13 protein-coding genes and 1 other annotated feature are annotated in these 14776 nt (G+C 59.5%); of the genes, 3 read left to right on the top strand and 10 right to left on the bottom strand.

Annotation, left to right across the window (positions count from 1 at the left end; all coding sequences use genetic code 11):
* The first annotated feature begins 72 nt into the window (after positions 1-72).
* The gene (locus EXY20_RS02010; RefSeq protein WP_135547062.1) at positions 73-1362 is read left to right on the top strand and encodes a sporulation protein; all 1290 of its coding nucleotides are present in this window, start codon (positions 73-75) and stop codon (positions 1360-1362) included.
* An 18-nt stretch (positions 1363-1380) separates the two neighbouring features.
* On the opposite strand, the gene coaD is transcribed toward EXY20_RS02010, so the two are convergent.
* Positions 1381-1896, bottom strand: a complete 516-nt coding sequence (gene coaD, locus EXY20_RS02005) for a pantetheine-phosphate adenylyltransferase (RefSeq protein ID WP_135547060.1) — start codon at positions 1894-1896, stop codon at positions 1381-1383.
* A complete protein-coding gene (rsmD, locus tag EXY20_RS02000; protein WP_135547058.1) occupies positions 1893-2507 on the bottom strand; it encodes a 16S rRNA (guanine(966)-N(2))-methyltransferase RsmD in 615 nt (204 codons plus the stop codon). Before rsmD ends, coaD begins: the two co-directional genes overlap by 4 nt.
* Positions 2508-2931: 424 nt before the next feature.
* On the opposite strand from rsmD, the gene EXY20_RS01995 reads away from it, so the two are divergent.
* A complete protein-coding gene (locus tag EXY20_RS01995; RefSeq protein WP_135547056.1) occupies positions 2932-3045 on the top strand; it encodes a putative holin-like toxin in 114 nt (37 codons plus the stop codon).
* A 197-nt stretch (positions 3046-3242) separates the two neighbouring features.
* Here the strand turns inward: EXY20_RS01995 and EXY20_RS01990 are convergent, their stop codons facing one another.
* The gene (locus EXY20_RS01990) at positions 3243-3440 is read right to left on the bottom strand and encodes a hypothetical protein (RefSeq protein WP_135547054.1); all 198 of its coding nucleotides are present in this window, start codon (positions 3438-3440) and stop codon (positions 3243-3245) included.
* 216 nt (positions 3441-3656) lie between these two features.
* Between EXY20_RS01990 and EXY20_RS01985 the strand changes: the two genes are divergently transcribed.
* Positions 3657-4340, top strand: a complete 684-nt coding sequence (locus EXY20_RS01985) for an SOS response-associated peptidase (RefSeq protein ID WP_135547052.1) — start codon at positions 3657-3659, stop codon at positions 4338-4340.
* 58 nt (positions 4341-4398) lie between these two features.
* Here the strand turns inward: EXY20_RS01985 and EXY20_RS01980 are convergent, their stop codons facing one another.
* The 7 genes from EXY20_RS01980 to EXY20_RS01950 form a co-directional block, all read right to left on the bottom strand.
* Positions 4399-5415: a FecCD family ABC transporter permease gene (locus EXY20_RS01980; RefSeq protein WP_135547678.1), complete on the bottom strand. Its 1017-nt coding sequence runs from the start codon at positions 5413-5415 to the stop codon at positions 4399-4401.
* Positions 5416-5436: 21 nt separating this feature from the next.
* On the bottom strand, positions 5437-6489 hold the full coding sequence (locus EXY20_RS01975) for a FecCD family ABC transporter permease (protein WP_135547050.1): 1053 nt from the start codon (positions 6487-6489) through the stop codon (positions 5437-5439).
* On the bottom strand, positions 6464-8173 hold the full coding sequence (locus EXY20_RS01970) for an AraC family transcriptional regulator (protein ID WP_167858938.1): 1710 nt from the start codon (positions 8171-8173) through the stop codon (positions 6464-6466). Before EXY20_RS01970 ends, EXY20_RS01975 begins: the two co-directional genes overlap by 26 nt.
* Before the next feature lie 62 nt (positions 8174-8235).
* A complete protein-coding gene (locus tag EXY20_RS01965) occupies positions 8236-9240 on the bottom strand; it encodes an ABC transporter substrate-binding protein (protein WP_167858937.1) in 1005 nt (334 codons plus the stop codon).
* Positions 9241-9698: 458 nt separating this feature from the next.
* Positions 9699-10505 (bottom strand): aminoglycoside N(3)-acetyltransferase, encoded by an 807-nt coding sequence (locus EXY20_RS01960; RefSeq protein ID WP_135547045.1) that lies wholly within the window; start codon positions 10503-10505, stop codon positions 9699-9701.
* A gap of 1476 nt (positions 10506-11981) precedes the next feature.
* Complete coding sequence (tyrS, locus tag EXY20_RS01955) at positions 11982-13274, bottom strand: tyrosine--tRNA ligase (protein ID WP_135547043.1); 1293 nt, start codon at positions 13272-13274, stop codon at positions 11982-11984.
* Positions 13275-13332: 58 nt separating this feature from the next.
* Positions 13333-13559, bottom strand: a binding site (T-box leader).
* Positions 13560-13602: 43 nt separating this feature from the next.
* Entirely contained in the window at positions 13603-14766 is a 1164-nt protein-coding gene (locus tag EXY20_RS01950; RefSeq protein ID WP_135547041.1) for a M20 family metallopeptidase, read from the bottom strand.
* Between the last annotated feature and the right edge of the window lie 10 nt (positions 14767-14776).

The raw sequence follows: 14776 nt of genomic DNA, 5'->3' as shown, positions 1-14776 counted from the left end.
CGCTTCCGGCGGCGCGTACACTGTACAAGCTGGTAGGAACGGTTCCATCGATATTCGAACGGGGTGGTCGGAATGGGTTCCCGCACTTTGTCGCGCCGGGCGGGCAGCCGCGGCTTTACGCTGCTGCTTGGTTTGGCTTCCGCGCTGCTGGTCGGCGCGATCATCGTTTTTCCCGATCGGGCGTTTGCCGCTTCGCTCGGCGGATTGCGGCTGTGGTGGACGTTTGTGTTTCCGGCGCTGCTGCCGTTTCTTATCGTCTCCGAGCTCGCTTTCGGCTTCGGGCTTATTCACGGCGCCGGCCGGCTGATGGAGCCGTTCATGCGGCTGCTGCTTCGCGTGCCCGGTATCGGCGGTTGGCCGCTCGCCGCCGCTTTCGCCGGCGGTTACCCGGCGGCCGGCGATTTCGTCGGCAAACTGCGCCGGCAAGGGCTTCTGCGCCGCGGCGAGGCCGAACGGCTGGCTGCCGCCACTCATCTGTGCAACCCGATGACGATGATCGCCGTGATCGGGGCCGGCTTTTTGCATAGCGTGAAGCTCGGTTTCATTATCGCAACGGCGCATTACTTGGCCGCCGTCCTGGTCATGCTGCTGATGCGCGGCCATGAAGCGCCGGAAGCCGAGGAGTCGCAGACGCCGGCGCCACTTGTCGAGAGTGCTCCGCGCACTTCGATCGGCCTGCTCGCCCAGTCGCTCGCCGACATTCGCGCCGCACGCGCGGCGGACGGGCGCAGCTTCGGCAAGCTGCTTGGTGATGCCGTTTCCTCCGCGATTCAGAAGCTGATGCTGATCGGCGGCTTCATTATGCTGTTTGCCGTTATTCAGGCGCTTGCCGAGCTTGCGTTTCCCCTGGCTTTGGACACCGTTTCCGCGTCGTTCGCGCTTCCGGCGCTGCTGGAGCCGCACCTGGGCGCTTTTGCCGCCGCCCGCATCCCCGGCGCCGCCGACATGTGGCGCGCCGCCTGGATCGGCGCCTTGCTCGGCTGGAGCGGACTGTCGCTGCACGCGCAAGTGCGCGGCTTGCTGTTCGGCACCGATGTTCGTTATGCGCCGTTCCTGCGCGCCCGGCTGTGGCATGCCTGCCTTGCGTTCGGCATCACGCTGATGGCATGGAAGCCGCTGACCGCACTTGCCTCCCGTTTGCCCGTTGCGCCCCTGCCTTCGCTGCCGCAGCCGCAATTTCCCGCAAAAGCAACGGACGCTTCGTTACCCGCAGGCGCGCTGCCGCAATGGGCGGCCGATGCAGGCGGCATGGACGGCTGGCCGCTGGCCTTTGCCCAGTTCGCACTGCTCGGCGGTGCCGCCATGGCAGCTTTACTGCTGCTGTCGCTGCTGCTGCGCGGGTTGAAACAAGCCCGCCGGTGACATGCGGCAGGTTTTCCGTTATTCCGGTGTCGCCAGCACCGTATACTTGCGGTGCAGCGCACGTTCCACTTCCTCCGGGACCAAATCGCCGATCGGTCCGTGGAAACGGGCGATCTGCTTGACGATGCTGGAGCTGAGATAAGAGTATTGCGTGCTCGACATCATAAAAAACGTTTCGATCTCGTCGCTCAGTTTGCGGTTAAGCGACGCCATTTGCAGTTCGTATTCGAAGTCGGACACCGCGCGCAAGCCTTTTACGATCACATGCGCCTTTTTCTTATTAATGTAGTTCACCAACAAATCGTCGAAACTGTCCACTTCCACATTCGGGATATCGGCCGTCACCTTAAGCAGCAGCTCTTTCCGCTCCTCGATCGTAAACAGCGGCTGTTTATTCGTATTGAGCAGGACCGCCACAATGACACGATCGAATATTTTGGCGGCGCGGTGAATAATGTCCAAATGCCCGTATGTGACCGGGTCGAAACTGCCCGGACAAACGGCGATCGTCGAACGATGACTGCTTTCCTTCACTCGGTTTCCATCCCTTCTGTCATGGCAACGGCAGGCGCGGCTTCGGCAAGCGTCGAGGCGCCTTGCAGCCGATAGACCGTGATTGCCGTTTCCCCGTATACGCTTCGGCGCACGCAAACGAGCCCGCCTACCGTATCGCTGTATGTCGTTTCCGTATCGTGCTCCGCCACCACGCAGGCGTTAGTCGCCAGAAGATCCGCTTCTTGCAGCTTCTGCATCAGTTGGTCGAGCGTTCTCAGCTTATAGGGCGGGTCGAGAAACACCAGGTCGAACCGGATTTCGCGCTTGGCCAGCGCGGCAATGGCGCGGGACGCCTCGTTGCGGTATACTTCCGCCCGCTGCTCCAGCCCCGTCGCTTGCAAATTATGGCGGATGACCCCGATGCTCGTTTTTTCGATGTCGATGAACACGGCCCGCTCCATGCCTCTGCTGAGCGCCTCGATGCCAAGCCCGCCGGTCCCCGCGAACAAATCGAGCGTTTGGCCGCCATCGAAATACGGCCCAATCATGCTGAAGACGGCCTCCTTCACCTTGTCGGTCGTCGGCCGTGTGCCCATGCCGGGAACCGCTTTCAGCGGCCTGCCCTTCGCTGTGCCGGATATTACCCTCATGCTGCTCACCTGTTTCCCTTACTCGTCGTTGCTATCGTACCACAAGTGACAAGTTTTTCACACTTTTTGCTAGTTGCTCTCGATTGACCCCGTCGGCGATTCAGCGCCCCATGGAAAAATTTTTTCCGCTGCATGTATATTTTTCCGTTTGCCTGCCCATTATAAAAGTATCGACATCACGTATGTCGTAGACAACCGCGGAGAAGGCTTACGTTTCCCCATAAGCTCTTCGTCCGGTTTCTCCTCTCCCATGAGAGCGTCCCGAAAGGGGCGCTCGAAGCAAACAACACCGCGATCCCTTGGGGGACGCGGTTTTTTTATGTTGTCTCCTTGTTGCTTTTGCTACAGTAGATGGCCGAAATGCAAGCACATAGAACGGCTTGCAAGGGCGGTCGGCTAATCTCCCGGAAGGGAGGTGATGCCTGTGGAGGTTAAAGACGCTTTGACGCTTATGATCGGATTCGGCACGTCGCTGATTGCGCTGCTGGCGCTGGTTGTGACTATCGTCTTGGCGAATAACCGCGACACAAAGAAATAGACCGCCCTGGTCAAAGGTGACGGTCTATCTCTACCGGAAATCTTTCCAACAAGCCAACCGCCCTTAAAAGCGGCTATCGTGCCGGGGAGACGTGTTAGCGCACGGCTCCTCTTTATTTTTAAGTATAAACGCATCCAACTATCCATGCAACACCGAAAAAAACCACCTTCCCCGTGCGTCGCAGTTGCTCAGTCCCCTCACCCGCTCCGCTTCCGCTGCACGGCCAAAATTTGCTCCGCCCGAAGCAGTCGCGGCGCACGCCGCTCAAGGCAATAGACGGCGAGCACGCCGTCTTTCACCGATTGAATGCGCACCGTACGCTGCGTCATTCTCCCTTGGCGGTCCATATAAATCACTTCCACGATGTTGCCGACATATCGGCTCCAGTCCGTCACACTCCCGCCTCCTTATCATCCGCACGCCAAAATAAGAACGTTTGTTCTTATTATATAGCAAACATATGTTCGCAATCCATAGCAAAAGAGGCGCTTTTTCCTGCCAATTTATACTTGTCCGGGTATCGGTTCTTGCATGCGGCATCCATTTTCTTTTGGCGATCGATTGGCTATACTGGAAAGAAAGGCGGAGGCGCTTGGGAAGAGGGGCCGAATATGTGCGGACGCTACACGATTATCGTGTCGATCGACGAGTTGATCATGCGGTATTTTATCGAAGAGGAAATGTCGGTTCCGTTCCACAGACCGCGCTATAACGTAGCGCCGGGGCAAATGGTAATGGCGGTGATCAACGACGGAAGCCGCAACCGGATCGGCGAGTTGAAATGGGGACTCGTGCCCTCGTGGGCCAAGGACGAAAAGATCGGCTACATGATGATTAACGCGCGCGCCGAAACGCTGACCGAAAAACCGGCGTTCCGCAAGCTGATCGCGCGCAAGCGGGCGATCATTCCGGCGGACAGCTTCTACGAGTGGAAGCGCGCCGCGGACGGCAGCAAACAACCGATGCGCATCATGCTGAAGAACGAAACGACGTTCTCCATGGCGGCGTTGTATGATACCTGGCAAAGTCCGGATGGTCGCAAAATCAGCACATGCACGATTATCACCACGTCGCCGAACGAGTTGATGCAAAACATCCATGACCGGATGCCGGTCATTTTGAAGCCGGAGGACGAGGCAGCATGGCTGAACCGGAACGAACCGGAAATCGGCGATTTGCTCGAGATGCTGAAGGCCTATCCGGCCGAAGAAATGAAAGCCTACCCGGTCTCGCCCCTGGTCGGCAATGTCAAAAACGATAACGAAGCGTGCATCGCCGACGTTTCGCTTGAATGACGCAACAACCCGCAGACCGGTCGAACGGCCTACGGGTTGCTCTTGTTCTCTGCCCGCCTTACGCCTTGGACCGAGTAAGCAAGTACAGAAAATACGGCGCGCCTAGCACGGCGACGACGATCCCCGTCGGAATTTCGGAAGGCTGCACGATCCAGCGCCCTACCGTGTCGGACGCAATAACAAGCAGCGATCCGGTCAGCGCAGACGCCGGCAGCAGCAACTGGTGCTTGGAGCCGACAAGCCGCCGCGCCAAATGCGGGCAGATCAGTCCGATGAAGCCGATGCCTCCGCTCACCGCAACGCAGCTGCCGGCAAGGCCAACCGCGGCGGCGAGCAGCAGCAGCTGTTCCCGCTGCACAGGAGCGCCAAGCCCCGTCGCCGTCTGATCGCCCAGATTGAGCACGTTCAACACCGACGCTTTGTAAAAAACGAACGGCAGCAGCACCACCAGGAACGGCAGCAGCGCCAGCACGAAGCTCCAGTTCGAACCCCAAATGCTCCCCGCCAGCCAAGTCGCCACAAATTGATACTTTTCCGGACTTAAGCGGATCGTCACCACGATCATCGCCGCGCTGATCCCCGCCGCAACGGCGACGCCGGTCAGCAGCAGCCGCGTCGGCGACAGTCCGACATGACGCTTGTAGGAAAGCGCGAATATAAGCGCCGCGGTCAACCCCGCGCCGACCCAGGCCAGAATCGGCAGCAGAAATACCGGGGCGGCGCCGGTCGTCGGGTAGAAGGAAATGAACAGCATCACGACAAGCCCCGCCCCCGCGTTGATGCCGAGAATGCCGGGGTCGGCCAGCGCATTGCGTGAAATGCCCTGCATGATGCAGCCCGATACGGCGAGTCCGGTGCCGATCAGCAGCGAAATGACGATGCGCGGCAGCCGGAAGTCGAACAGAATGAGATGTTCCTTGTGCGTCCCCATGCCGAACAGCGTGCGCAGCACGTCCAGGGGAGCCAGGCGGATCACGCCGATATTCATGCTGACAAGAAAACAAATCACGATCAGTGCGGCAAGCACTGCAATCACCAGCGTGTTGCGGCTGCGTCTACGCGCTTGGGGCTGCATAGCGGCATGTTGGCTTTCCACCTACAGCTCCCTCCTTTCTTTGCGCGCCAAATAAAGGAAGAACGGGACGCCGATCAACGCGACGATGGCGCCAAGCGGCGTTTCGCTCGGCGGGTTCACCATTCGGGCGGCCAAGTCCGCCAGCACGACCAGCAAACTGCCGAGTATGGCAGAGCACGGAATGATCCAGCGGTAATCGACACCGACGAGACGCCGGGTGACGTGCGGAATAAGCAGGCCGACGAAACCGACGGCGCCGACGACAGCAACGGCAGATCCGGCCAACACAAGCACAACGATCGTTCCTGTCAGCTTGACAAGCCCCGACCGTTGGCCGAGCCCCCTGGCAACATCTTCGCCCAGACTCAGCATGGTGATCGAACGCGACAGCACTTCGGCGACGAGCAATGCAGCACCTACAAACGGCAGCATGATCTTCAATTGCACCCACTTCGTCCCGGCTACTCCCCCGGCGTACCAGAACGCAAGGTCCTGGCCGACGCGAAAATAGAGGGCAATGCCTTCGCTGAGTGCGACCAGCAGCGCGCTCAGTGCCGCACCGGCCAGCACCAGGCGCACCGGCGTCAACCCGCCCTTGGCCAGCGAGCCGAGGCCGTAGACGAGTCCCGCTCCGATCCCGGCGCCGATGAAGGAAAACAGGATGATGTACAGGAAAGGCAGGCCCGGCCAAAAGGCGAACAGCATGGCCAACACGAAGCCCGAGCCGGCATTGATGCCAAGCAGGCCGGAATCGACGAGCGGGTTGCGCGTCATCCCCTGCATAATCGCGCCGGCAACGGCGAAACAAGCGCCGACCATCGCGCCGCCAAGAATACGCGGAAGCCGGATTTCGTGGATGATTTGATGCGCCGTTACGTCAGCCTGAAAATGAAAAATCGCTTGCCACACAACGGCAATGCCGATGTCCGCCGCTCCGAACGAAGCCGAAACGGCCACGCCGAGCGCCAGCGCCGCTACGCCAAGCGTCAGCACAAGCGTTGCCGCCAGCGGACGCGAACGCAGCTGCACGGAGCCTGCCGCATTGGATTTAACTGCCAACTCTTCTTGCTTCATACCCAAACTCCTCTGTCATGGCTTTGTTGCCTTCCAACCCGCCCTCGGCGAACAACTGCGGCGCGTCCTGCATGAAACGCCCAAACGGATAAGCCGAATAATTGTTCCACGGCGCTTCCAGCCCGTCATATCCGAACGTCGCATGCACCCGCTGCTGCCGGACGGCGGGCATTTGCCCCCATTCCTCCGAACGAAGCAGCTTGCGCCATGTCGACATGGACGCCGAGTCCGCGGAAACGTTCAACAACACCCGGTCCGCTTGAAAATCGGCCAACTGACCGGCCGTTGCCGGCCGCGTCCAGTCGAAGCTCGCGACTCCTTCCGGAGGCGCCAGGCGCAAGTCGTCGTACAGCGCAGTCCCGGCTCTGCGGCCCCACACGAGAAGCTGGTCGCGGAACACATTCACGATGAGCACGGTATCGTCCTTGACGATTCGCCGAACCGCTTCCCGCGTTTCCGCCGCCTTCTGTTCGTATTCGTGCAGCCAGCTTTCGGCGGCATCCGTTCGGCTCAGGAAACTCGCCGTCATGCGCAAATGCTCGCGCCAGTCGGCCTCCCACGGCAAAAACAGCGTCGGCGCGATCCCACGCAAGCGCATCTGCTCCTGCTCGTCGATCAGCAGGTCGATCGCCACGATAAAATTCGGCTGCGCCTTGCGCAGCGCCTCGCGGTTGAACTCGTATTGGTGGCTCAGCGGAACCGCCACATCACGCCCGAATTTGCTGCGGTAGTAGTCGGTCCAGTAATGATCCATCGGAGCGGCATACGGAATCGTTTGGAGCGCAAGCAGTTGGCCGATATTGACCCAACTGTAGGCGGCCACTTTAATCCGGCTGTTCTTCACATAAATGGCGGGGGCCATGCCGGTTTGTTTCTTGAAGAGGCGGCTGAAATACGTTTCGTTCTTGTAGCCGACCTGGAAAGCGATATCGCGCAGCGACAGGTTTGCCTGCTCCGTCATCAGCCGTTTGGCATCCGCCAGCCGGAGCTCGGTGATGTACTCCGTCACCCCTTTGCCGAACTTCAGCTTAAACAGCCGCATGAAATGGAAGCGGCTCAGCCCCGCCGTCTCCGCCAGCTGTTCGACGGTCATTTCTTCGCGGTACTGGCGGTCGAGCATCGCTTTCACTTCGTCGATCGCTTGCTCCGTACGATGCTCCGGGTTGTCGAGCGCCATGCCGAGCAGCTCGAGCAGCCCGGCTTCGCACCGCAACCGGGCGGAAGCGGTGCGCTGCAGCCAGCGTTCGCGCATCGCTTCGCACAGCGGAACGACAACGGACGGCGGCAGCTCCCGTTTGCCGGACAGCCCGGGCGACGATTGCGCTTCCCGCTCATCCGCATCCGCCGGCGAATCGCCGGCATCCGGCGCTGCTACCTTGAATCGCAGCACATACAGCCCTTTGGCCCGACTGCTTAATCCGGGCTCGATCAGCTGACCGGGCGTGCAGACGACCGTGGTCCCGGGGCGAAGCGCAACAAACCGGCCATCCACAACCAAATGGCCGTCGCCTGTCGCCGACACGATCAAAACGTGCGTATCGGAAACGATAAAATCCCGATCCTTCGGCCAACTCAACTGTGCGGCGAGCAGTTGCCCCACGTCCGTCAGCTTGAACCATCGATCGGCAAGGGAATCGCCGTCCTTGGCGGCTTTTTCCCGATCCCGCACTTCCAACCCGCTCACCATCCCCGCCGTTCGTGATACGCACAGCCAAAGGACGGGGGCGCTCCCCGTCCTTTGCAGTACTATTTGGCCACAAATTTCATGATATCGTCCAAAATCAATTGGTTCGCCGTCACGTTCTGGTTGAACCAGTGCCCGGAATCGACTTCGAACACATTGCCTTTCTTGACGGCGGGCAGCGCCTGCCACAGCGGATTGTCGACCGGCGGCTTCGGCCGTCCCGTCCCGGACAATACGAAGATGTAGTCAACGTCGTCCAGTTGGGCCAGCGTTTCGAGCGAATACGTTTCATAGTCGCCTTTCAGCAATTTCGGCTGCTTGAACCCGATGCCCTGGTACAGCATGACGCCGCTGTAGAAATTCGGGCCGAACAGCTTGAAGCCTTTCTCCGCCGCCGACTGGAACAATACCGCCGACTTGTCGCCAACCTTCGCCTTCACGCTCGCCTTCACCGACGCCACTTTGTCGTCGTAGCTTTTCAGCGCCTGCTCCGCTTCCGCGGTCTTGCCGAGCACCTGGCCGAGCTTGGTAAAATTGCCGCGCCAATCGTTTTCGTCGTTCGACAGGATGTAGGTCGGCGCGATTTTGGCAAAATCCTCGTACTTGCCGGCGCTAAGGTAAGTAGGCGCCATCAGGATAATCAAGTCGGGCGTGTAGCTCAGCGTTTCTTCCGGCTTGAGTCCGCCCATCATGTTCAGTGCGGGAATGCCGTTCAGCTTGTTTTGCAAATATTGCTGCGGCACGCCGTTCGCGGCCCATTGCGCCACCGGCTTCACGCCGAGCGCCGCCATCCCGTCCTCGAGGAACGGGGCAATGATGCGTTGTGGGTTGGCCGGAATTTTCACACTGTGTCCGGCGGCGTCGGTCAGCGTTCGTTCGGTTGCCGGCTTCGCGGAAGCGGCAGGGCTTGGACTTGCGCTGGCGGACGGACTTGCGGCTGCGGACGGACTCGCCGAGCCGGCAGCGCCTTCCTTCTTCCCGTCCTTCGCACCACAAGCGGCAAGCAGGAGCGAAAGCAGCAGGACAGCAATCAACGTGACATAAAACGGTTTCGAAGCATAACGCACAACCATTCCCCCATCTTCATAAATGATATTGATTCTCATTATTGATAGATTGAGTATAGTGGATCATGCTTCGCTTGTGAATGAACAATGATGCTGATTTTGCCGGAATCAACCGCACTATTGTGTCACCCGGTTATTGACGCCGGAAAATCGGTTTTGGCTCCTGCTGTCCTGCGGCTCTTCTGTAGTTCTCGCCGAGACTCGGCCGTGAAGCTCCAGCAAGGATGGCGGCTGGCAAGCCGAGCCGTCTTCGTCCGGCCCGCCAACAGCGACGATGTGCCCCGCCTCGTGCCTTTCGGCATATTTTTCCTGAAGCGACTGGCATATTTCATATAAGAGTCCCGTTGCGATCACCTCGTTAGCTTATGTACGACGAATCGGTCAGGCAACATACTCATTCTATTTGATAATAATTATCATTGTCAATGTACAATTTTTGTAGCAGCTGCGAGTTCGTCTCATCGGCGATTCTGCTCCATCCAGCGCACGGCAAAATCGATCAGTTCCCGCTGAGGCATCAACCGGATCGTCGCTTCGCCGATCTTGACCGAACGCACGGCGCCGCTTTCCCGTTCGAACGCCTCCCCGACGGCAAGGAAATCGTCGGTACAAAAATCGACATCGTCAAACGTCGCCCATTGCCTGCCGGTTGCCGTGACAATCGGAGCGCCGCAGACGATCTGCCGCTTGCCGGGGTACGCCGCCCGGTATTCCGCCAAATGCAGGGACGTGTTGCGATCGTAGCCGACGCCGACTAGCAATACCCATGCCCCACAGTCGTACAGTCTGGCGAGCGGCGAACGTTCCCCGAGACAGTCGGCCAACGAATGGTTGTCCGTTATCGCGGCCGCGCCGGGCCCTTTGGCGGCGAAGGAAACTTGCGGATGCCCGCTGCGAAGCGCGCCGCTACGCTTGCGGAAGCATTCCGCTACTGCCCCCATCGACCGCGTCGGCGTTAAATCCGGCTCGTATGCGGGCATCCGCTCCCGAATTGCCGGCCACCATGCTTCCGGCACTGGCGGATTCGACCACATCGCCGGGTCTGACAAGTCGCCGCTGTGCGCCGGCATGACCAGTGTGCCCGTTTCGCCAAGCGTCTGTTCGAGCGCAAGCACAACGGCGGCCGGACCGCCGATGATCCAGCGGCCGAACGATTTCAGCGAGGAATGGACGAGCATCGTCATCCCCGGCTCCACCCCCGCCTTCGTCAATCCCACCGTCAAATCGTCGATCGAAAGCGGCCAATCCGCATCCTGGAACGCCATATCCCCACATCCCCACTTCGCTTATCATTACTCCCCTCTACCATATACCCGCTTCGTGCCGTGGAACAGGGGCAATATCATTTTCGGTCATTTTTTCTCTCCGACCTCCAGACGCCCCCTTCCGATGCCCCAACTCACTCCTTTTCCAAATGCCCCCTTTTACGCGCCCGCTTCTTCTGCCCGCTATCCCTTTGAGTCAGGCTCGAACGCTAGTTTGAAGGAGCTATCTTCGCTGGCTCGCCATATCCTCTCTGCCACGTATCCCTTTGACTCGGACCTGAACGAAATGTCTTCCCCGGAATCCTCTTCTGCCCGCTATCCCCCCTACTCAGACTGGAACGGGGCTGTCCTCTCCGTAAATTCCTTTCTGTCGGGTATCCCCTCGACTCAATCTCAAGCTTCAACAACCTTTATCCCCTTTCAAGAGAACGGTTGACTTATGGCCACTTCCCCCCTCTCTGCGCACGCTCACCGCCGAACCCTGTCTGAGCCGACGGGATAACCAACAGACACGTGCTGCCGATGACTACTCACCTGTTCCCTCTCTCCCTGCACGCTCACCGCCGAACCCTGTCTGAGCCGACGGGATAACCAGCAGACACGTGCTGCTACCGAATCATCGCTACGCCAACTCGCGACAATGAGATAACAAGCAAACACATACTGCGGTTGACTTATGGTCACTACGCCCTCTCCCTGCGCACCGCACCAGTCTGAGCCAATGGGATAACCAGCAGACGCGTGCTGCCGATAACCACTCACTCGTTCTCTCTCCCTACACTTTCACCGCCGAACTCGTCTGAGCCGACGGGATAACCAGCAGACACGAACTGCTACCGATTATATGCACGCACGCCGCCACGCCAGCCTGAATCAATGGGATAACCAGCAAACACGTGGAGACTGGACGAAGGCTGGGTGGAAAGTGGTGAATGAAGCTGGGTGAAGGCTGGGTGAAAGCTAGTTTAAAATTGTTTGAGACAACTAGTTTGAGGCCAATTTCGAAGCTAGCTGGGAGGCCGGATAGAGGCTGAGTGAAGACTAAATTGGAGGCTGTTGGGAGGCTGTTGGGAGACTGCTGGGAGGCTGAGCGAAGACTGGGTGACATCCACTTGCGGCGGTTGGGCAGTGTGGAATGAGAGAAAGCCATACAATCGACGGCCAGATCAGCCCCGGCATTCCAAAATAAGCAATAAAAATTGGCTTATTGGCAGTAAATTCCCCCTTCGATTGAAAATAGCCTGTGTTTTCGCTGGTTATTTGGACCAGACTACCCTCAAATCGACCAATTCCAAGAAATAGCCAGTGATTTCACTGGTTATTTCGTTGCGCCCGTCCATTTAGGGCGAAATAGCCAACTAAACATGGCTTATTTCGCCAGAAGCCCGCGGCTGACCCGCGGTCAGGCCCCCCCTCTGCCAGCAACAAAGCAGGCTGCCGTAACCGGCAGCCTGCTTGGCGTTCACCCGGCGGTTCTCAGGAACCGAAGCGGATGAGGTAGTAGTTCTTTTTGCCGCGGCGAAGCACGACGTATTTGCCGTGCAGCCGGTGCTCCGCCGTGATGGCGGCATCGATCGCGGTTTGCTTCTGCCCGTTGACGGACACCGCGCCGCTTTCGATATCCTGCTTTGCCTGGCGGCGCGATGGCGCCGCGCCGGCGGCGACAAGCAGATCGATCAGCCCGCTCTCCGCCGCTTCGTCGACGACGGCGCTCGGCATATCCTGCAGCGCTTCAACCAGTTCCGCTTCGCTCAGCTGAGTGACATCGCCCGAGAACAGCGCTTGCGTGATGTTCTCCGCGCTGTCGACGGCTTCCTGCCCGTGCACGAGCCGGGTCACTTCGCGGGCAAGCTCGCGCTGAGCGGCGCGTTTCTCCGGGCTGGCGGCCAACTCGGCTTCCAGTGCGGCGATTTGCTCCCGCGACAGGAACGTGAAGTATTTCAGGAACTTGACGACATCGTTGTCGTCGGTGTTGATCCAGAACTGGTAAAACGCGTACGCTCCCGTTTTGTTCCGGTCGAGCCAGACGGCGCCCGATTCGGACTTGCCGAACTTTTTGCCGTCGCTCTTCGTGACAAGCGGCATCGTCAAGCCGAATGCGCCGCTGCCGCCCATTTTGCCGATCAGGTCGAGTCCGGCCGTAATGTTGCCCCACTGGTCGCTGCCGCCGATCTGCAGCGTGCAGCCGTGCGACCGGTTCAGCTCGTAGAAGTCGTACGACTGCAAAATCATGTAGCTGAACTCGGTGAACGAAATGCCGTTCGCCAGTCGCGAGTCGACGGAATCTTTGGCCAGCATGTAGTTGACGGTAAAATGTTTGCCGACATCGCGCAGGAACGTGATGACGTCGAGCGGCGCCAGCCAGTCGTAATTGCTGACGAGCCTGGCCGGATTCGCGCTTGTCTCAAAGTCGAGGAAGCGGGACAACTGCCCTTTCAAGCTTTCCGTCCAAAGCGCAACTGTGTCCGACGTGTTGAGCGAACGTTCCGTCGACCGGCCGCTCGGGTCGCCGATCAGGCCGGTGCCGCCGCCGACAAGCGCAATCGAGTTGTGGCCGGCCAGTTGGAACCGGCGGAGCAGCAGCACCGGCAGCAAATGGCCGATGTGCAGGCTGTCGGCGGTCGGGTCGAAGCCGCTGTACAGCGTGACGCTTCCTTCATTCAGCTTCTTCGCCAGCCCTTCGCGGTCGGTCACTTGATGAATCAGGCCGCGGTATTCGAGATCGTCCAGCAATTCATTGATCGTATGCGGTGCTGCCGTTTCCGTCATTCGGTATCGCTCCTTCATTTGGATTGGGATGGAACAAAAAAGACCCGTCCTGTCTGCAGACAGGGACGAGTCATCGCGGTACCACCCTAGTTGAAGACGCCTTGCGGCATCCTCCTCTTCAATCGGATAACGGCCGATCGCCGTCTTGCCCTTCTGCGCCGGCGCAGGTTTGAGTCAAGATGCTCCGGGACGTAATTCGCATTCGGTTGCGTACCGGCTTGCACCACCCGCCGGCTCTCTGCATCGCATCTCTCGAACGCTACTGATTCCCATCTTCGCTTTCATGCATGAGGTTTGATACTGTTTATACCACTTTCGCAAACAGGTGTCAACCCTGCGCAGCGGCCGCCATTTCCAGTACGAACTGCAAGTAAACGCCGGCGGACTTCTCGAGTTCGGCGGTTTCGACGTATTCGACGCTGGCGTGAGCCGTCTTCTGGTCCGGGCCGTGACACAGCACCGGCACACCAAGCGCGCCCGCAAGTATGCCGGCGTCCGTCACCAGCTTCTTGCCCGCCGTCGGCAGCTTGATGCCGCGCACCTTGCCCGCTGCGCGTTGCAACGCGGCAACGGCAGCGCTATCCTTGGCGATGCGGTAGCCGTCGCGCACCTTGCGCAGGTCGAGTTCGATGCGCACGCAGTGTGAGGCGGCGAGCGCCGCCAGCCCTTCCCGCATGAACCGCTCCACTTCGGCGAACGGCTCCGCCGGATCGTAGCGGCGAACGCCGGTCAATGTCGCCCGGTTGGTCAGTTGGTTGTAAAACTCCCCGCTCTGCACCGCTCCAATAAAATAAGACCCGTACCCGATATCCTCGATAAACTTCGTTTCCAATTCCGCGTTCCATTCGTCCAGCTGGCGAACGACGTCAGCGAGCACCGTGATCGGATGAGGCGTGCCCGGCGGCGTATACAGCTGATGGCTCGGCTCGCCGTCGCGTTCGATCGTAATGTCGAACGTCGCCGAACCGAGTTGGGCGATCGTGCAGTCGGTCACCGCGCCTTCCATGACGATCGCGGCATCGACCTTGAGCGGCACTTGCTCCGTCAAGGCGATCAAATCTTCGCCGCGGCCTCCGGGGCTTTCGTGCAAACTGTTGGCCACAACGACGATCGTGCCGTCGAACGCGGCGGTCGCTCTCAGCACGCGAAGCACCTCAAGGATGCAGGCGAGCGAGCCTTTCATGTCGTTCGCGCCGCGGGCGTACAAGCGGCCGTCCTTGATTTCCGGCGCGGCATGGCCAAGCGTCACGACGTCCATATGGCCGTTGAACAACAGCGTCGTCGCGTTGTCCCCAAATCGGAATGTGGCGACCAGCGTCGGATTGTCCGGAATAAATTCATAACGCGTCACTTCGCCACCGGCTTCGCGCAGCAAACGCTCATAAGCCGCCGCCATCGCCACCGTGTTGCCCGTTGCGCTCGGGATGCTCACCAGCGCCAGCGCATCCTGAACAATACGGTTCGTATCGATTCGTTTCCACAGCTCGGTCATGTTCGTTCCT

This window comes from Paenibacillus cymbidii (assembly GCF_004764705.1).
Classification (GTDB): Bacteria; Bacillota; Bacilli; order Paenibacillales; family NBRC-103111; genus Paenibacillus_AN; species Paenibacillus_AN cymbidii.
The sequence above is the reverse complement of the archived record's forward strand: the minus strand, read 5'-3'. Positions and strand labels throughout refer to the sequence as shown.